Source organism: Mycobacterium sp. 1423905.2, assembly GCF_001673155.1.
GTDB lineage: Bacteria > Actinomycetota > Actinomycetes > Mycobacteriales > Mycobacteriaceae > Mycobacterium.
Map to the genome: position 1 here is coordinate 1 of NZ_LZLE01000324.1, position 19,192 is coordinate 19,192.

A 19,192-nucleotide genomic window follows, 5' to 3' on the forward strand; every position below is an offset into this window, starting at 1 on the left:
GTGATCTACGAGCAGGCCAACAGCCACGGCCAGAAGGTGCAGTCGGCGGGCAGCAACATGGCCCAAACCGACTCCGCGGTCGGCTCCAGCTGGGCTTAGGCCGCGCGGCTAGGTGACCGTGGCGGCGGCGTGGGTCGCCAGCACTTCGGCGGCGGCCCGCTCCCCGGAGCGAATGGCGCCGTCGACCCAGCCGCACATGGTGGTCGAGGTCTCGGTGCCGGCCCAGTGGACTCGCCCACATGGTGGCCGCAGGACCGGGCCGTACTCGGTGAGCACACCGGTCGGGGTGTGACTGATCATCCCGCCACCCGAGTACCGTTCGACGGTCCAATTCTGCTCGTGATACTCGAGAACCGACTTCGCCTTGTCGCCGAACCGGTCGACGAGTTCATCGGTGACGATCGTCCTTCTCGAGGTGTCATCGAGTCTGGTCAGTGCTCGCGCGGCAGGTCCCTCGATGATCGCGCACATGATCCCCGGACTGCCGCTGTCAGTGCAGGCGTCGATGGTGACGGGGACCGGTGTCCCCGCCGCCGCCGACTGGCCGGACAACCCGTCGGCGCGCCAGAACGGCTCATCGTAGATCAGCGAAACCTTGATCACCGCGCCGCCGGGCATGCGTTGATGCAGCAGCGAACGGTCCGCGGGCAGCATGGGCTCGTAGTCGATGGAGCCGGCGATGGCCATCGGAATGGCCACGATGACCCGGTCAGCGCGCACCGTCATGTCCTCGGACACCACGGTGACACCGTCGGGGTCCTGGGTGATGCGCCGGACCGGCTGCCGCAGGTGCAGCGCCTCACCGAGTTGGGCGGCAACGCGGCCGTAGATCGCCCCCATACCGCCGACCGGACGTGCATCCTGCGATCCGCCTTTGCCGGTGATGCAAAAGCCGGGACCACCGCCGGAGGCCATCTGCAACAGCGCCCACAGCAAAGACACCTCAGTGGCCGCGCAGGTGTACAAGCCGCCCAGCGCCATGTCCAGCATGTCGCGGGCCGGCTTGGACATCACGTTGGCCTGGATCCACTCACCAAGACTGATCCGGTCCCACTCGGCGGCATCGGCTGCCTCCCAAGGGTTTTCGTGTGGAATGCTCTTGCACATCTTTTCCACGGCCATCAGGGCGATACCCAAGTTCGCGACGGCCCACGGGCTCATCGTCCACGGCAGTTTGCCGCCGTAGCGATGCTTCTTTCCGCCCACGATCATCATGGCGTCACCGTCGTTGTGCTGCTTGTATTCCGGTACGCCGAACTCGTGCATCAGCGCGTAGACGCGGTCCTGTCCGGGCCCGATCCACGCGCCGCCGCGGTCGATCCAAACACCGTCGTCGCGGGTGACCGTATAGGTGCGACCACCGACTCGGTCGCGAGCCTCAAGGAGCGCCACCGAGCGGCCCGCCTGTCGCAGCCGCAGCGCAGCCGTCAGGCCAGCGAATCCCGCGCCCACCACGCAATAATCGACATCGGACACGCCGTGACTCCTCGTCTGACCCCGTGCTGCCCCAGCAGCAAGCTACACCGGTTAGTTGGCTTTAAGAATGGCGTTTCTGCACATTCGCCGAAAGATTATGAGAGCCAACACATTTGCGATGACACATCGACGAGCGTCGGTTCGGCGCGGCACGGCTGCGTAGGGTGCGGCTTATGCGCATCCATGACGTCCGAACCCGGCGCAGCGTCGACGACTTCCCACGCACCGAACACCTGGCCTGGAAGATCGCCGAAGTTGCCGTGGACCCGGTGGCCGTGCCGCCCGAGACCGAAGCCATGGTCATCAACCGCATCATCGACAACGCGGCGGTTGCTGCGGCCGCCGCCCTGCGCCGCCCGGTGGCCGTCGCGCGAGCCCAGGCGCTCGCGCATCCCGACCCCCACCGCGGCGCCAAGGTGTTCGGCGTCGCGGGCGACTACGCGCCGGAGTGGGCGGCCTGGGCCAACGGCGTCGCGGTCCGCGAACTGGACTTCCACGACACCTTCTTGGCCGCGGAGTACTCACACCCCGCAGACAACATCCCAGCCCTGCTGGCCGTCGCGCAGCACCTGGGCCTGGGCGGTGCGGCCCTGATCCGCGGCGTGGCAACCGCTTACGAGATACAGATCGACCTGGCCAAGGGAATATGTCTGCACGAGCATAAAATTGACCACGTCGCCCACTTGGGTCCCGCGGTGGCGGCCGGGCTGGGCACCATGCTGGAACTGAGCCCGGATCAGATCTATGCGGCGATCAGTCAGGCGCTGCACCTGACGACAGCCACCCGGCAGTCCCGCAAGGGGCTGATCTCGAGCTGGAAGGCGTTCGCGCCGGCGTGGGCAAGCAAGGTCGCGATCGAAGCCGTCGACCGTGCCATGCGCGGGGAAGGCGCACCGGCTCCCATCTGGGAAGGCGAAGACGGGGTAATCGCCTGGCTGCTGTCCGGCCCGGACCACACCTACCATGTCCCGCTGCCCGCACCGGGTGAACCCAAGCGCGCCATCCTGGACAGCTACACCAAAGAGCATTCGGCCGAATACCAAAGCCAAGCCCTCATCGATCTCGCCCGTCGGATGCGGCACCGCATCGATGACCTCGACGAGGTCGAAACGATCGTGTTGCACACCAGCCACCACACCCATCACGTGATCGGTACCGGCTCCAACGATCCACAGAAGTTCGATCCCGACGCGTCCCGCGAAACGCTGGACCATTCGGTGATGTACATCTTCGCTGTCGCATTGCAGGACGGCGCCTGGCATCATGAGCGCTCCTACACGCCGCAGCGGGCGCACCGCCCAGACACAGTTGCGTTGTGGCGCAAGATCTCCACACGGGAAGACCCCGAGTGGACCCGGCGCTACCACGCCGAAGAACCGGCCCAGAAAGCGTTCGGCGCCCGCGCGGAGGTCACCATGAGAAGTGGTGCGGTGATCGTCGATGAGCTCGCGGTCGCCGACGCACATCCATTGGGCGCCAGGCCGTTTCACCGCGAGCAGTACGTGACCAAATTCACCGAGTTGGCCAACGGCGTGCTCGACGAGGCCGAACAACAGCGGTTCCTGTCGCTGGTCGACGACTTGGCGGCCCTGCGCGCGGGCACCCTGGGCGAGCTGAACCCGATCGTCGATCCGCTGGTGCTCGACAAGTCACCCGTCGTCGGGCCCGGCATCTTCGGATGAGCCGGCTTGCCACGTGCTCGGCAACATCGGCATCCGGGGGTGGTCGTCGAAGTCTCTGTGAGACACCGACTTCAAGCCCGCCACGCCGGCAGATCCCATGCCGGACTTGCCCGTCACGCCGGCGAATCCTATGGCGGAGACGCGTTCGCCGGCGCCTTCGGCCTCCAAGTCCACATATTCGTAACCGCGTCCCAACTTCTTCGCCGTCGCCTTGCGGCGCCGATCGGCGCGCGGCTGTTCCTCGGGTGTCGCTGCCGCCGCCGGCACATCGGCGCTGTCGGGCTCGGGCGCCTTCCCTCGAGCGGCGGCGGCGAACGGTCGTTGAGCGGCCAAGTTCAGATCGCCGACCAGGTAGCCAAAGTTCTGCAGCGCCGCCGGCAGTCCCGAACCGGCCGCCGGCGGCGGTGCGGTGCTCGGCGGCGGTGGCGCGGCGGACGCCGGCGTCGGCGCGGTCGCGGGGGCCGCAGCGGGCGCGGGGGCGGTAGTCGTCGGGATGCCCGGAGCGAGCGCAACGACCGGCGGGGCGACGGGCACGGCGACGGGGAGGGCCGGGGGCGGCATGGCCGCCAGCACCGCCAAGCCCTTGATGCCGATCGGGGCCAGCACCGCACCGGCGGCCAACGGAATCAGAGGGGACGTCAGCAGGGGCACCAAGACCGTGAGCAACACCGCGGTCTGCTCGAGCAACGTCTTCAGCAGCGCGATGGTGTCGGTGATCACCGTCCCGATCACTTCCACGGTGGTGAACAAGATGGTGAAGCCGATGGTCGCCGGATTGCCCGAAGCAAACGCCGCGGTCAGGTCCAAAGCGACGAAGGAGAACATCTGCGACAGCAGAACGACATAGGTGCCGATATCCATCGGATAGCCGAGGGCGAACGCGATGTTGAACGGACTGAGATAGCTCAGTGGATTACCGAGAATCACCAGGTACGGATCGAATCCGGAAAACAGCGCTTGGAAGAACGGCAATTCGGACAGCGCATTGATCAACGGTTGTAGGTAAGTGTCGTAGAAATCGAGGTAACCCAGGTCTTGCAGCCATTGCAGGAATTCGTTCTGTCGGTCGGGCGGTAATTCCATCGCCTCGGCGGCGGCGACCCGTTGCGCATCGGCGGTCATGATCTGCGGCGCCGGCAGGGTTTGCGGCGACGACGCCAGGGCCGCCGTCGTCATCGCCTGATAGCCGCTCATCACGGTGGCCGCCTGAATCCACATCCGCGCATAGTCGGCCTCATTGAGCGCGATCGGGATGGTGTTGATGCCGAAGAAGTTGGTCGCCATCAACACCGCGTGCGTGGCGTGATTGGCGGCCAGTTCGGCCAGCGTCGGCATCGCGGCCAGCGCAGTGGTGTAGGCACCGGCCGCGATCTCCTGTTGGGTGGCCATGGCGGCGCTGTCGGCGCTGGCTTGGGTGAGCCACGCCAGATACGGCGCGTGGGCGGCAGCGTATGCCGCCGCCGTGGGACCGGCCCAGGTAGCCTGCGTCGAGGCCAGCACCGCGGTCAGCTCGTCGGCGGTCTCGGCGTAGGCAACGCTCAGCGATTTCCACGCGACCGCGGCCGCCAACAACGGACCCGGGCCCGCGCCGCTGCTGAGTAACGCGGAATGCACCTCTGGCGGTGAAGCGAACCAAATAGGGGTAGCGGCAAGGCCGCTCGGAACGACAGGAAGCGTCATGGCGGGCTAGCTCTCTCGGGGTGCACCGCCCCGGGTTAGCAGGACGCTATGACCCGAGTCTCCTGGCTCTCGGATCGCCGCTCGCCTCGCCTTCCAGCCCATGGCCGTGGCTTATGAGGTTCGCTCCCCGATTACAGTGGCGGGACCGCGCCGGCTTCGCACCGGCTTCCTACGTTGTCATAGCCTTACGCGGCTTATTGTTGCACGCTGAGCGTCCCGGCACGACCGGAAATAGCGGGCGGCCTAACCGCGCCAGCAAAGCCCTGAGTTCAGCTCGATTATTCCGGACCGCCGTATTGCCACACCAGGCTGTGGTTGCCGGTCATCGTGGGGTTGCACCACATGGTTCGGCCATTGGCGTCTTCGGTGGTGGCGTGAAACACCGTGCAGGAATCTCCTGCGGCAGGGGTGTCGGCGGCCGCGACGCCGCCGGCGAAGAGGAAGCTCACGGGCAAACTGACGAGGACGACGGACCGCAGCTTGTTCATGGTGGTCTTCTCCCTCTGCCGCCTGGCCAGGAGGCGGACTGAGGTTCACCGTAGTCCTGGCCGCGGCGGCTGACAAAAATTCCCATACCGCACGGCTAGAACACGTTCTAATCTGTCAAACCATGGGATTCCTCAAACAGGAGACTCCGGAGATCGACTTCGAGGAGTGGAACAAGGGCACCCGCGCCGAAAAGATCGTTCCGATGGCCCGGCACTGGGCCGAGGTGGGCTTCGGCACGCCGGTGGTGCTGCACCTGTTCTACGTCGTCAAAATCCTGCTCTACATCCTGGCGGCGTGGCTGATCGTGCTGACTACCAAGGGAATCGACGGCTTCACCAACGTCGCCCACTGGTACGCCGAACCGATCGTGTTCGAGAAGGTCGTGCTCTACACCATGCTGTTCGAGGTGGTGGGCCTCGGCTGTGGTTTCGGGCCGCTGAACAATCGGTTCTTCCCACCGCTGGGTTCCATCCTGTACTGGCTGCGGCCCGGCACCATCCGCTTGCCGCCGTGGCCGAACCGGATCCCGCTGACCAGCGGCGACACCCGCACCCCGGTTGACGCCCTGTTGTACGGCGCATTGCTGGTGCTGCTGACGATCGCCATCTTTTCCGACGGCACCGGGCCCGCTGCGGGATTGGGGACGGCGGTCGGGGTGCTGCCGGCCTGGCAGATCTGGGCGGTGCTCGGGGTGCTGGCGGTTTTGGGCCTGCGCGACAAGGTCATCTTCCTGGCCGCCCGCGGCGAGGTGTACGCCTCGTTCACCGTCGCCTTCCTGTTCACCGGTTACGGGGTGGACATGATCATCGGCGCCAAGCTGGTGTGCCTGGTCATCTGGCTGGGTGCGGCCACCTCCAAGCTGAACAAGCACTTTCCGTTCGTGATCTCGACGATGATGAGCAACAACCCGGTGCTGCGGCCTAAGTTCATCAAACGGGCGTTCTTCGAGCACTTCCCGGATGACCTGCGGCCGGGACGGCCGTCGCGGGTGCTGGCGCATTTCAGCACGGCCATCGAGGGCTTGGTGCCGCTGGTGTTGTTCTTCAGCCACGGCGGCTGGCCCACCGCGATCGCCGCGTTCGTCATGTTGTGCTTCCACTTCGGGATCCTGTCGGCGATTCCGATGGGTGTGCCGCTGGAATGGAACGTGTTCATGATGTTCAGCGTGCTGGCCCTGTTCGTCGGGCACGCCAATGCGGGGCTGAGCGACTTGACCACCCCGCTGCCGATCGTCCTGCTGGCCGTCGTCGCGGGAACCGTGGCGATCGGAAACCTGTTCCCGCGCAAGGTTTCCTTCCTGCCCGGCATGCGCTACTACGCGGGCAACTGGGACACTTCGCTGTGGTGCATCAAGCCGTCCGCCGATGCCAAGATCGCCAACGGCATCGTCGCCATCGCGAGCATGCCCGCCGCGCAACTGGAGAAGTTCTACGGCAGCAGGGAGAAGGCGCAAATCCCGATGTACATGGGATATGCGTTCCGGTCCTTCAACACTCACGGCCGGGCGCTGTTCACGCTGGCGCACCGGGCGATGGCCGGCCATGACGAGAACGAGTACGTCCTCACCGACGGAGAACGCATCTGCAGCACCGCGATCGGCTGGAACTTCGGCGACGGACACATGACCAACGAGCAGTTGGTCGCGGCTTTGCAGAAGCGGTGTCACTTCGAACCCGGCGAGGTACGCATCGTGATGCTCGACGCCCAGCCGATTCATCGGCAGACCCAGCACTACCGCCTGGTGGACGCCGCCACCGGCGAATTCGAGCGCGGCGTGGTCAAAGTCGCCGACATGGTGACCCGTCAACCCTGGGACGACGACGTGCCGGTGCAGGTGCTCTCCGGTGACGAGGCCCGCCGGGCCTGAGCCCGGCGCGTCGAGTGTGCGTCCGCGGCATCGGTTGGGTAGCCACGGCGGCGAATGGACGCAAATCGCGCCCTGGGCGCCCGCTCGAAGCCGTGAACGCACACTCCACGCCGGGGCTACACCTGCGCTCGCACCTGTTGCGCGGCGGCCACCATGTTCCTCAGCGACGCGGTCACCTCATCAACGTTGCGAGTCTTGAGGCCGCAGTCGGGATTCACCCAAAGCCGTTGCGGGGGAACGGCTTGCAGCGCCGCGCGTAACGACTCGGCCATCTCAGCGGTGCTGGGCACCCGAGGCGAATGGATGTCATAGACACCCGGGCCAACACTGTTGGCAAAGCCGACCGCGTTCAGGTCGTCGAGCACCTCCATGCGTGACCGGGCCGCTTCGATCGAGGTGACGTCGGCGTCCAGATCGGAGATGGCGCCGATGACCTCCCCGAACTCCGAATAGCACAGGTGGGTGTGGATCTGCGTCGAGTCGGCCACGCCGGAGGTGGCCAACCGGAAAGCGCCGACGGCCCAACGCAAGTAGTCGTCCTGATCGGCGCGCCGCAGCGGCAGCAGCTCACGCAGCGCGGGCTCGTCGACTTGGATCACCGCGATGCCCGCGGACTGCAGGTCCACCGTCTCGTCCCGAATCGCCAGCGCCACTTGGTTGGCGGTATCGGCCAGCGGCTGGTCGTCGCGCACGAACGACCACGCCAGGATGGTGACCGGCCCGGTGAGCATGCCCTTGACCGGCTTGTCGGTCAGGGATTGGGCATACCTGATCCAGTCGACCGTCATGGCATTGGGGCGGACCACGTCGCCGTACAGGATCGGCGGCCGCACGCACCGGCTGCCGTAGGACTGCACCCAGCCGTTCTGGGTGGCGAAGAAGCCCTGCAACTGCTCGGCGAAGTACTGCACCATGTCGTTGCGCTCTGGCTCACCGTGCACCAGCACGTCGAGGCCGAGATCTTCCTGCAACTTGATGACGTCGGCGATCTCGGCCTTCATCCGCCGCTCGTATTCCGCTTCGTCGATCTCACCGGCGCGAAACGCCGCGCGCGCCTTGCGGATTGCCGAGGTTTGCGGGTACGAGCCGATCGTGGTGGTGGGTAGCGGCGGCAGCCCAAGCCGCGCTTCCTGGCTCTGCCGGCGACGCGCCGCGTCGCCGCGGTGGGCGCCGGAGGCCACGATGGAGTCGATGCGGGCCCGCACCTGGCCGTTGTGCAACCGCGGATCGCGCTTGCGCGACGCCACGGCCGCATTCGACGCCGCGATCTCGTCGGCGACGGCATCGCGTCCGTCGCGCAGGGCGCGCGCCAGCGTCACCACTTCGGTGACCTTCTCCGCGCCGAACGCCAGCCAGCTGCGCAGGCTGTCGTCCAGTTCGGTCTCCGGCTCGAGCGAATAGGGCACGTGCAGCGTCGAGCAGGACGTGGACACGGCGACGGTGGCCGCCGAACCCAGCAGCGTCGCAAGCTTGCCCAGGGCCGCCGCCAGATCCGTGCGCCAGATGTTGCGTCCGTCGACGATGCCGGCGACCAGCGTCTTGTTCGCCAACTCCGGAACCGCGGCGATCGCGGTGTCCGCGCCGGCCACCAGGTCTACACCGATCGCCTCGACCGGCGTGCGGGCCAGCGCGGCCAGGCCGGCGCCCGGGTCACCGAAGTAGGTGGCCACATGCAGGGCCGGCCGTTTGGTCAGCGACCCCAGCGCGGTGTACATCCGTTCGGCCAAGGCAGGCGCGTCGGCGCTGATGTCGGTGACCAGTGCCGGCTCGTCCAATTGGACCCAGGCCGCACCGCCGTCGGCGAGCAGAGACAGCAGTTCGGCGTAGATCGGCAACAGCTCTTCCAAGCGCTCGATCGGCGCGGAACCGCCGTCGACTGCCTTGCTCAGCAGCAAGAACGTGACCGGCCCGATGACCACCGGGCGGGCTGGGATGCCCTGCTCTTGAGCCTCTTTGAGTTCGGAGAGCACCTTGTCCGGGTGCAGGCTGAACGAGGTCGACGGCCCGATCTCCGGGACTAGGTAGTGGTAGTTGGTGTCGAACCACTTGGTCATCTCCAGCGGAGCGATCTCGTCGGTGCCGCGGGCGGCGGCGAAGTAGCGGTCCAGGTCGTCGGAGACCTTGGTGACCCGGTCCGGCAGCGCCCCGAGCATGACCGCGGTGTCGAGCATCTGGTCGTAGTAGGAGAACGTGTTGATCGGCACCGAGTCCAAGCCGGCGGCGGCCAGGCCCGACCAGGTGTCGCGGCGCAGCGTGGCGGCCACTGACTCCAAGTCGGATCGACTGGTGCGACCGTTCCAGTAGCCCTCGGTCGCGCGTTTGAGTTCGCGGCGCGGGCCGATGCGCGGAGAGCCGGTGATGGTGGCGGTGAATGGTTGAGCGGTCACTTGGCGGTCCTTCACTTCGACGGTGTGGTCACCGCCCGCGGACGCGCAGCCGAGCCTGCTGCGGTGGCCGTACATGGCACCGCAACAACTACGGCCAAACGCCCATTCCACGAGGCGATGAGCCGCCGGACGCGGCGCGCCCGGCACAGCCGGCAGGTCTTCGGACTCGCAGGCGCGCACCGAGTGTGGTGCTCCTAATGGCCGTCGCTTCCCAGTCGTGCGACCAGTGCTTAAGACGGCGGTCGTTCCTGCACACCGCTGCGGGACAGTCCCGGATTTCCACCGGGTTCCCTCTCACGAGGCATGGCGAGCATGCGTCGCTCGATGCTGACGCCTTGCGGCGGCAGCAGACCAGCTGCGTCGACCAGATTACTCCGCGGTCAGACCGGTCGGCACCGGGCCGCTGTGCTGCGGCGCGACCTCGGCGTCGGCGGAGTCGCTGTCTTGGTTGCCGCGCCACTGCAGCGCCTTGATGGCGACGGCGACCTCCACGAGCGTCTGCTCGAGGGGCCGGGGGAGCAGCCGTTGCGCGGTCTCCAGCCTATTCAGCAGCGTATTGCGGTGCGTGTAGAGCAATTTCGCCGCGCGCGACGCGTTGCATTCGGCGTTGATATAGGTCAGCACCGTGGTGTGCAGCGCTGGGCTGGCCGACGCGAAATCACCCAGCGTGGTCTTGATGAAATCGTCTGCGCCGTCTTGATTTTCAGTGAGCAACGCGACCATGCGCACATCGGCGAAGAAGGCGACTCGTTGCGGGGATTGCAGCCGCGCCACCATGCGCTGGGTGGTCAGCGCGTCCAGGTGGCTGCGGCGGAAGCCTTCCATACCGCGGGCGGTCGGACCGATCGCGATCCGCGCGCCGGTGATCTTGGCGAGTGCGTCGCTCAGCTCGTCAACATTAAGGGAGGCAATGTCTTTCACCCACACCCACCGAGTCGTTTCGCTCGGGACCACTTTGAGCGGGCGGCTACACCCGACGGCCCGGCTGAACGCTTCGACGGCCCGGTCCAGCCGGCCCTGGTCCCGGTCGGGTTCATCGCACCAGATGACCGCTGCGGTGTGCAGCCTTTCGAACGCGTAGTCCAGCCGCGCCTCCGCGTGCTCGCGGCTAATCGGTGCGCCCGCGACGATCAGTTCGACGATCCTGCGGCGTTGGGTCGCGATGTCTTGAGTGAGTTCGGCGTGATCCGGCTGCGGCTGGCCGGAGATGCCGGCCAGCGTGCGGTCGACGAACTCGCCGGCCGACTGGAAAGGCACAGCGAGCAGCGCGCGCAATTCTTCCGGGTCGGAGGTCAGGTCGAACGCGATCTCGGTCCAGCGCTGCATCGCACCCGGGTTGCGCAGCATGGTCGAGGCGAAGTCGATCAGCTTGTCACGTTGGGAGCGCCCGGCCACCGCCGCGAGGCTGGCGTCCGCGGCGATGGAATTGGCGGCCATTGTGACCCGGTCCAGCTCGTTGAGCCATTCCGGGCTGGCGTTGAGCGCCATTTGGGCACCCTTGCGGATCAGTTCTTGAATCCGCGGAGAAGGGGCTCGCCATACCACGCGCCGATTCTATGGCCCAGGTGCAGTTCGCATGGGGTATTCGCAGGTGTTCATGGAATTGGCCGTGAGACGGTCATCACTGTTGGTCAGACGCCAGGGCGGTGGCGATCGGCACCTCGCCGCTGTTGAAGTCGATGGTGCGACCGACGGTGGCGTCCTCGGTCAACGCCGCGGCGATGACGAGCGCGACGTCGGCGCGCGAGACGTCGCCGTCGGCCTTGCCGACGGCGATGTGACCGGTCGCCGCTTCCAGGGTCAACCGGCCGGGACCGAGGATGGTCCAGGCCAGGTTGCTGGCCCGCAGGTGCGCGTCGGCGGCGGCCTTGGCCTCGGCGTAGGCGAAGAACGGGTCGTCTTTCGGTATGCCGTGGTCGCGACCGGCGCCAAAGTAGGAGACCATGACGAACCGCCGAACACCGGCTCGGGCCGCAGCGTCGATGACTCGGATGGCCGCGTCTCGGTCGACGGCGTAGGTACGCGCCGGATTGCCGCCGCCCGCGCCGGCGGAGAACACCACCGCGTCGTGACCGGCCAGCAGCTCCGCCAGCGCACCGGTCTCGAGGTTTTCGATATTGGCCGGTACCGGTTTGGCGCCGGTGGCGGCGACATCCTCGGCGTGGTCGGGGTTGCGGAAGACGGAGCTGACTTCGTCGCCGCGCTCGGTGAGAATACGGGCCAGTTGCAGCGCAACCTTGCCGTGGCCACCGATGATGATGATGTGCGCCATGCTTCGACGCTACGCGCTGTGAACGGCGACCCCACGCAGCACGGTGTCGCGGGCCAGGAGCAGGGACGTCCGCGTTCCGACGGCACGAAGAATGTTCTCCGGGATCCATTGCATGCCAATGATGCAGCGCGCCAGCATCGCGGTGGACGGTGCGTCGATATTTATCTCACCGCACCGGATGCCTTCGGAGAGCAGCGTTTTCATCTGCCGCAGCCGGGTGGCGTACAACCATCCGGGATTGGCGGTGTTGGGCGGTGACTGCCGCATCCAGGCCAGCTGGATCCGGAACTCGTCGGAGAATTGATCCAACGCATTGACATTGATCCAACTCAGGGCGTCCAGCTTGGCCACCGGAGAGGCGGTCGAGCGCAGCACGGCCACCCATCCCGCTTCCACCTTCTGACCGAACGAGCGCATTATCGACGCCAGTAGCTGGTCTTTGGATCCGATCACCCGATACACGGTTCCGGTGCCCAGGCCCGCCGCCGCGGCGATGTCTCTGATCGTCGTGACTTCGTATCCTCTGCGGCCGAACTCCGTACGGGCCACCGCGCGCAGGTGGGCGGCTTTGTCACTCGGGTCCGCCTCGCTGTCGTCGGCCCACGACGCGATGACCTGGCTGGCGGCGGCCAGCGCCTCGGATTCGTCCAGCGCGGCGTCGGTCGGCGATTCAGACATCAACCCTTGCAACGTGATTCGGCACATCAGCGCCGCCACCTGATCAGCCGAGGAGTTGTGCCGTATGACGTCGAGCCCCACCTGCAGCATGGTCTGACAGACGCGGTCGGCCACGGTGGGCAGATCCAGCTCGGGTTTGAGGTAGCCACTCCACCGCGCGGCGCGCAGTGTCTGCAGCATCGCTTCCTGGACGGCCGTGGGGCGCTGTTGGGTGAGCTTCACCAATTCGGGGTCGGCGCTGGGGCCTTCGTAGAACGACATCTGCAGGGCGGCCCGGTGCCGTACTGCGCAGTTGGCGATCGCCGAGCCGAGTTCGGTTATCTTGGCGGCCGCCGGTCGGGAGTCGGGTTGATCCAGTTTCGCCTGAGCGTCCAGTCCGATGCGATGCAGATCAGCTTGATACCGGCGGATCAACTCGACGAGGATGGCCTCTTTGGATTCGAAATGGTGGTAAAGGCTGCCGGGGAGAATCCCTGCGGCATCCGCGATCTCCTGCAACGAGGTACGCAGGCCCGACGAGGCGATGAGCGATGCGGCGGTTTCCAGAATTTCGGTCCGGCGGGTCCCGGCTTCGGTGGCACTCTCAGTCATGGCCGGTGCGACGGTGCCCGAAGGACTGCAGCGTGGGCGCCATGCGGATCCGTCCTGAGAGGTGAACCAAATCTTTGTTGAAGACTATCAAACCGTGCGCGGTGAACACGCTGCTAGAAACCGTGGTGAACGCATTGTAGGGGCACACCGGCCCGCGCTCAGGCGGTGACGCCCAGTTGTGCGCAGACACCGAAGACTTCTTCGAAGATGGACCCTGGCACGGTGAACGGTTCGGTCGCGGACACCTCGGACAGGCGTGCAGCGATGTCTTCGACGGTTGGTTGGCTGCCGGCATCGGCCAGCCAGCCCGAGCCGAGTCCGACGAACACACGCGCGAAGCGACCCGCGCATGCCGAGTAGTTCTGGTGGCTGACGCCGCACGCCTTACTTGCCAGGAAGACGACCATCGGAACGACCAGTTCGGGTTTGATGACTTCGAGGAAGCCGATTTGCTCGAGCGCTTTCGGGTCACCGACGGTTTCGGTGACCATGCGCGAGAAGCCGAACGGCAGCACGGTGTTCGCCAGGATGCCGTGTTCGGCGCCTTCAAGGGCGATGACGTTCGTCAGCCCGACCAAACCGGCTTTGGCGGCGGCGTAGTGCGCTTCCAGTGGCTGACCGAACAGGCCGCCGGAGGACGAGACGAAGACGAAGCGGCCGTAGCCCTGTTCCTTCATCACTCGATATGCGGGTTGGCTCAAGTAAAATCCGCCGTCGAGGTGCACGGCGAGCATCTGCCGCCAGCCTTCGGCTGACAAGTCCTCGAACGCAACGCTGTTGAAGATGCCGGCATTGCTGATCACGGCGTCGACCCGGCCGAAGCGGTCCAGCGCCGTCGCGACGATGGCCGCGCCACCGTCTGGGGTGGCGACGGATTCATACGACGCCACCGCCACTCCACCGGCTTGCTCGATCTCAGCGACGACCTGGTCGGCCACGCTGCTATCGGCGCCCTCACCGTGCATGGTTCCGCCCAGGTCGTTGACTATTACCGAGGCGCCGCGTGCGGCCAACTCCAACGCGTACAACCGCCCTAGTCCGCGTCCTGCGCCGGTGACGATGACAGCTTGATCAGTGAAATCGATCACGTGTCAATCGTTTTCGACTGTGCCAACTGGGCGCCCAATTCGACGAGATAGGCATCGGAGCCGCCGAGATAGTTGCTCCAGCTCAACAGGCGCTTGAGGTAGAGATGAGCGTCGTGTTCCCAGGTGTAGCCGATACCGCCGAACACCTGTATCGCAGTGTCGCCGACGGTGGCCAATCGTCCGGCGAAGGCCTTGGCGCGAACCGCGGCCAGATGCCGTTCCTCGGCGTCGGCGGCGCAGTCGGCCGCCCACAGCCCGTGAATTACGCCGCTGCGCGCCAACTCGACCGTCTCATACATGTCGACACACAGGTGCTGCACCGCCTGGAACGAGCCGATGACCTGTCCAAACTGCTTGCGCACCTTGGCGTATTCGATGGCCAACTGCATCACGGCTTGCGCGGCGCCCAGCGCGTCGGCGGCCATGGCGACCAATACGTCGTCGACGATTGCCTGGATGACGTCGGGTGCCGGGGCGGCCAGCCACTGTGCCGTGACGTCATCCAGTTCCACCCGAGAGAGCTTGCGGGTCTGATCGACTCCACGCTCGGCTGTCACCGAAACGCCGGTTGCGTCGGTCTGCACCGCGAAAAGTGCTGTCCCGTCGCGGTCGTCGGCCAGGACCAGCAACACGTCGGCCGCTGCGGCGTCGGGCACCGTGGCGAGGTCGCCCTTGAGCACGACGTGTCCGTTGCGCGGCACGGCAGCCACCGAGGTACCGGAGGCGAAGCTGGCGATGGTGGTGCCGCCGGCAATGCCGGTGAGGATCTCCGCCCCTGATGCTTGGGCGCCCGAGCGGGTGAGCGCCCGCACCGCCGCGATGGCACAGGACAGCCAAGGCCCTGGATGCAGCGCAGCGCCGAGTTCTTCGGCGACCACGCCGGCCTCGACCATCGTCATGCCGGCCCCGCCATATTCGGCGGGCACCAGCAACCCGGTCGTGCCCAGATGGGCCAGGCCCTGCCACACCGTGTCAGTGGTGCCGCCGGGATCGTCGAGCAGCGTACGCACATGGGCCGAAATCGATGCCCGCTCGGCAAGAAAGCGCCGTACCGTGTCGCGCAGCGCCAGTTGTTCGTCAGACAATTCCAAGTTCATTGGCGCGGCAACCCCAGCACTCGTTGCGCGGTGATGTTCTTGTTGATCTGGGTAGTGCCGCCGGCGATCGTCAGCGAACGAGAGGTCAAGCGGTATTCGGCCCAGCGGCGGTCGGACCCGCCGGTGCCCAACACGTCGAAGGCCAGCGCCGCAAGACTCTGACCCACCTCACCCCACACGGTCTTGGCCAGGCTGGCCGAGCCCAACGCGTCACCACCGTGCAAGGTCGCCGAAATCGAACGCTGGCACAGCACTTCCAGATATTTGATGCGCAAACCGATCTCACCCAGGCGGCGCAGGGTGACCGGGTCTTCGAGGGCGTTTGCTGCGGCGAGGTCGGCGACCAGTTCCTCCAGTCGTACATGCATTTCGGCGTACAGGCGGGCGGCGCCGGCACGCTCGTGGCTCAGCGTGGTGGTGGCAACCTGCCAGCCTTTGTTGAGCGGACCGAGCAACGCGTCCACCGGCACTCGCACGTCGTGAAAGAACACCTCGGCGAACTCGGCGTCACCGTTGAGCGTCACCAGCGGCCGCACCTCGATGCCGGGCGAACGCATATCGACGATCAGGCAGGAAATGCCCTTGTGCTTGGGCGCTTCCGGATCGGTGCGCACATAGAGCTGACACCACTGCGCCCGGTGACCCAGCGAGGTCCAGATTTTCTGACCGCTGATGACGAAGTCACCGTTGGCACGCGTCGCGCGGGTGCGCAAGGCAGCGAGGTCAGATCCGGCCTCCGGCTCGGACATGCCTTGGCACCAGATGTCGTCGGCGCGCATCATGCGGGGCAGCAGTGTCGTCTTCTGCTCTTCGGTGCCATACTGCATGATTGCCGGGGCGATGTTGTTCATCCCGATCACGTTGAGCGGCAACGGCGCTCGAGCGCGCGTCGTCTCCTCGGTGTAGACCAGTTGCTCGAGTACTGTCGCGCCGCGGCCACCGTACTCCTCGGGCCACGACACCGCCGCCCAACCGGCGTCGGCCATCGTCGCGTTCCACTCCCGGAGCCGTTCGAACACCTCGTCGCTGCGGCCGGCCGGCCGGCGCGCGGCGATCAATTCGTCGGTCAGATGTGCCGCCAGCCAAGCGCGCAACTCGTCGCGGAACTTCTCGACTTCCGCCGGGTAGGAGAAATCCACGTTCCCTGCTCGACTCAATTGACTGCGGCCAAGCCGAACTCTACGTTGGAACAGATTTTTGGTCAAACGCTGGTCACGCGGATCGCCGGTGAAGTCGGAGGTCGACAGTGGGAGATAACGCTCTCGACGACCAGGCCCTCGGCATGTTCGCCTCTGCCCTGGCCGGCCGTGCCGTTGCGGTCGCGGGACTCGAACCGGGGGAGCCGAGTTGGACCGACGGGCGCACCATCTACCTCGACATGTCGGCAAGCTCGCGGGCCAAGCTCGAGGCCGTGGCCGTCCAGTCCTGTCTGATTGCGGCCGGCAGCCTGGATGCTGAGATCCTGCGTCGTTTGGTGCGCCATCGCCGGCTGGCCAGGCGCTACCTGGCTGTCGAGGGGCACCGCGCACTGCTGACCAACGCGAACCTGCTGCCGCCTGCCCTGGCCGGGTTGGGCGACCGCGAGATCGCGTGCGGCAGCGATTCGGCCGCGACTTCCTTCCAACTCGCCGACGGCGCCGCGGCGATCGCCGACCCGGCCCCGGTGTTCGGCGTGCTCCGGGCGGCGCAGGTGCTGGCCGCGCGACCCCAACATGTCGGACGGCCAGAGCATGCGCAGCCTCAACATGTTCCGCGCAGTCCCGGCACGCGGGACCTGGAAGACCTCGACGACGGCGAGGCCGACGTGTCCGATGATTCGGATTGGTTCACCAGCCCGGTTGGCGGGGGTGGCTTCATCGGTAAGTGGTTGGCGAAAATGCTGTCCTCGGCGCGCAAAAGCGGCAGCGGCGGCGGAGCACCCGGCGCAGACAGCCCGACGCATCGACGGAAATCCGCGGAGCGCAGCGCGCACGCCGTTTTGTCATTGGCGTCGCGGGCAGATGAGGACATCGACGACAGCGAAGCGCATTCCGAGGGCGTGCGGTATCCGGAGTGGGACGCCTCGCGCAAACGCTATCGGCCGGGGTGGTGCACGGTGCGAGAGGTCGAGCCGAAGATCACCGCCACGGTGACTCCCGCCATCGAGGCCGCCGTCGGAGTGCGGCGTCCGCTGTCGCGGCTGGGCATGGGCTTACACCGGCGCCCTCGCCAACCACAGGGTGACGACATCGACATCGACGCGGCGGTGCAAGCCCGCGTCGAGGCGCGTGCCGGGTCGGTGGCCGACGAGGGGGTGTACCTGGACAGTCTGCGGCGCCGGCGTGACCTCTCGGTGTTGCTCCTCCTCGACGTGTCCGGGTCGACGGCCGAGTCAGGCACACGTGGCCACACGGTGCACGACCAACAACGAATTGCCGTCGCTAATCTCCTATTGGCGCTGCATGACCTGGGTGACCGGGTAGCCCTCTATGCCTACTATTCGCAGGGCCGCGCGGCGGTGAGCATGGTGCCGGTCAAGCGGTTCGACGACCAACTCGACGCGCGCGTCCTGCGGCGGTTGAACAGTTTGACACCGGGTGCGTACTCCCGCCTCGGTGCGGCCATTCGGCACGGCGCGGCGGTGCTGGAATCGCGCGGCGGCACGTCGCGGCGATTGTTGGTGGTGTTGTCCGATGGGCTGGCCTACGACCACGGATACGAGCGCGCGCATGGCGCCGCGGATGCGCGCCGGGCGTTGACCGATGCCCGGCGCCGGGGCACGGGTTGTGTGTGCCTGACCATCGGGGCAGAAACCGACACCGCTTCGCTGCGCGCAGTATTCGGCACTACCGCCCATACGGTGGTCGCCGATCCCGATCAACTGGCCGGTGTGATCGGACCGCTGTTTCGGTCGGCATTGCGCTCGGCGCAGGGCCGCGTCTTCACCCGCCGACACGCTTGAAACAAACATCTGTTCCGGCTAGTCTCCGAGGAACAGAAGGGACGTCATGGCCAGCGAGCCCAGACTTGTTCAGCCCAACGGTGCTCCGTCCGGTGCGGACGGGAGAACGGGTGTGCGGCCCTATTACCAGGCGGTGGGTAACGAAGAGGCCATCTTCAAAGCGGCTTACCGCCAAGGCCTGGCGCTGGTGCTCAAGGGGCCGACCGGTTGCGGCAAGACCCGCTTCGTCGAGGCCATGGCCCACGACCTGGGCCGGCCGCTGATCACCGTCGCCTGCCACGATGACTTGACCACGGCGGACTTGGTCGGGCGCTATCTGCTGCGCGGCGACGAAACGGTATGGGTGGACGGTCCCCTGACTGTGGCGGTACGCGAAGGCGCAATCTGCTATCTCGACGAGGTAGTGGAAGCTCGCCAGGACACTACCGTGGTGTTGCATCCGCTCGCCGACTATCGGCGCCAGCTACCCATCGAGCGGCTGGGGGTAACCCTGGACGCGGCACCCGGATTCGGGTTGGTGGTGTCCTACAACCCCGGCTACCAAAGCGTGCTCAAGGATCTCAAGGATTCGACTCGTCAGCGCATGGTTGCCATCGAATTCGACTTCCCCGCAGCCGATCTGGAGGAGAAAATCGTGGCGCACGAGGCGGGCGTCGACACGGCGATCGCCGCCGCCCTGGTGCGCCTGGCGCACGCCATCCGCCGGCTGGAAACCGGGGGACTGCGGGAGGTCGCCTCGACGCGCTTGCTGATTGCGGCCGGCCGGCTGGTCGCGGAGGGTTTGGGCCCGCGGGAGGCCGCCCAGGCCGCCATCGCTGGACCGCTCACCGACGATCGAATGGTGAGCCGGGGCTTGCACGAATTGATCGACATCTATCTGGGCGAGCCGGCGGTCTATTGACGCCCTCGCTCGCCGTCACTAGCGTGCTGAACAAATATTAGGT

14 protein-coding genes, 1 pseudogene and 2 riboswitches are annotated in these 19,192 nt (G+C 66.4%); of the genes and pseudogenes, 5 read left to right on the plus strand and 10 right to left on the minus strand.

The genetic code is table 11. The features are described 5' to 3' along the window. Positions 1-99: pseudogene (locus A9W95_RS21660) on the plus strand (type VII secretion protein EsxI); the annotation flags it as partial. A 9-nt stretch (positions 100-108) separates the two neighbouring features. Here the strand turns inward: A9W95_RS21660 and A9W95_RS21665 are convergent. Next, positions 109-1,476, minus strand: a complete 1,368-nt coding sequence (locus A9W95_RS21665) for an FAD-dependent oxidoreductase (RefSeq protein ID WP_067417579.1) — start codon at positions 1,474-1,476, stop codon at positions 109-111. Positions 1,477-1,649: 173 nt separating this feature from the next. Here A9W95_RS21665 and prpD point away from each other — a divergent pair, with 173 nt between their 5' ends. Next, a complete protein-coding gene (gene prpD / locus A9W95_RS21670) occupies positions 1,650-3,158 on the plus strand; it encodes a 2-methylcitrate dehydratase PrpD (RefSeq protein WP_067417582.1) in 1,509 nt (502 codons plus the stop codon). Here the strand turns inward: prpD and A9W95_RS21675 are convergent. Together A9W95_RS21675 and A9W95_RS21680 are read right to left on the minus strand one after the other, a co-directional pair. Continuing rightward, positions 3,126-4,838: a PPE domain-containing protein gene (locus A9W95_RS21675; protein ID WP_067417585.1), complete on the minus strand. Its 1,713-nt coding sequence runs from the start codon at positions 4,836-4,838 to the stop codon at positions 3,126-3,128. The two genes, prpD and A9W95_RS21675, sit on opposite strands and share 33 nt — an antisense overlap. Positions 4,839-4,872: 34 nt before the next feature. Then, positions 4,873-5,050: riboswitch (cobalamin riboswitch) on the minus strand. Positions 5,051-5,116: 66 nt separating this feature from the next. Next, positions 5,117-5,326: a hypothetical protein gene (locus A9W95_RS21680; protein WP_067417588.1), complete on the minus strand. Its 210-nt coding sequence runs from the start codon at positions 5,324-5,326 to the stop codon at positions 5,117-5,119. 122 nt (positions 5,327-5,448) lie between these two features. Here A9W95_RS21680 and A9W95_RS21685 point away from each other — a divergent pair, with 122 nt between their 5' ends. Next, positions 5,449-7,194 carry a DUF3556 domain-containing protein gene (locus A9W95_RS21685; RefSeq protein WP_067417591.1) on the plus strand — a complete coding sequence of 582 codons (1,746 nt, stop codon included), beginning with the start codon at positions 5,449-5,451 and terminating at the stop codon, positions 7,192-7,194. A 116-nt stretch (positions 7,195-7,310) separates the two neighbouring features. Here the strand turns inward: A9W95_RS21685 and metE are convergent, their stop codons facing one another. The 7 genes from metE to A9W95_RS21720 all read right to left on the minus strand — a co-directional run bounded on the left by metE (position 7,311) and on the right by A9W95_RS21720 (position 16,446). Continuing rightward, the gene (metE, locus tag A9W95_RS21690) at positions 7,311-9,581 is read right to left on the minus strand and encodes a 5-methyltetrahydropteroyltriglutamate--homocysteine S-methyltransferase (protein WP_067417658.1); all 2,271 of its coding nucleotides are present in this window, start codon (positions 9,579-9,581) and stop codon (positions 7,311-7,313) included. Between the two features lie 133 nt (positions 9,582-9,714). Further along, positions 9,715-9,912, minus strand: a riboswitch (cobalamin riboswitch). Between the two features lie 38 nt (positions 9,913-9,950). Further along, positions 9,951-11,126, minus strand: a complete 1,176-nt coding sequence (locus A9W95_RS21695) for a CdaR family transcriptional regulator (RefSeq protein WP_253851730.1) — start codon at positions 11,124-11,126, stop codon at positions 9,951-9,953. Between the two features lie 76 nt (positions 11,127-11,202). Next, a complete protein-coding gene (locus A9W95_RS21700) occupies positions 11,203-11,853 on the minus strand; it encodes an SDR family oxidoreductase (protein ID WP_067417594.1) in 651 nt (216 codons plus the stop codon). A gap of 9 nt (positions 11,854-11,862) precedes the next feature. Next, positions 11,863-13,122 (minus strand): TetR/AcrR family transcriptional regulator, encoded by a 1,260-nt coding sequence (locus A9W95_RS21705; RefSeq protein ID WP_067417597.1) that lies wholly within the window; start codon positions 13,120-13,122, stop codon positions 11,863-11,865. Positions 13,123-13,280: 158 nt separating this feature from the next. Next, positions 13,281-14,210, minus strand: coding sequence for an SDR family NAD(P)-dependent oxidoreductase (locus tag A9W95_RS21710; protein ID WP_067417600.1), 930 nt, complete (start codon positions 14,208-14,210; stop codon positions 13,281-13,283). Then, the gene (locus A9W95_RS21715; RefSeq protein WP_067417603.1) at positions 14,207-15,307 is read right to left on the minus strand and encodes an acyl-CoA dehydrogenase family protein; all 1,101 of its coding nucleotides are present in this window, start codon (positions 15,305-15,307) and stop codon (positions 14,207-14,209) included. The genes A9W95_RS21710 and A9W95_RS21715 overlap by 4 nt, the downstream gene beginning before the upstream one ends. Further along, a complete protein-coding gene (locus tag A9W95_RS21720) occupies positions 15,304-16,446 on the minus strand; it encodes an acyl-CoA dehydrogenase family protein (protein ID WP_067417606.1) in 1,143 nt (380 codons plus the stop codon). The genes A9W95_RS21715 and A9W95_RS21720 overlap by 4 nt, the downstream gene beginning before the upstream one ends. 107 nt (positions 16,447-16,553) lie before the next feature. Here A9W95_RS21720 and A9W95_RS21725 point away from each other — a divergent pair, with 107 nt between their 5' ends. Together A9W95_RS21725 and A9W95_RS21730 are read left to right on the plus strand one after the other, a co-directional pair. Next, positions 16,554-18,248, plus strand: coding sequence for a nitric oxide reductase activation protein NorD (locus A9W95_RS21725; RefSeq protein WP_067417609.1), 1,695 nt, complete (start codon positions 16,554-16,556; stop codon positions 18,246-18,248). A gap of 46 nt (positions 18,249-18,294) precedes the next feature. Then, positions 18,295-19,149 (plus strand): CbbQ/NirQ/NorQ/GpvN family protein, encoded by an 855-nt coding sequence (locus tag A9W95_RS21730; protein ID WP_067417612.1) that lies wholly within the window; start codon positions 18,295-18,297, stop codon positions 19,147-19,149. Positions 19,150-19,192 lie beyond the last annotated feature (43 nt).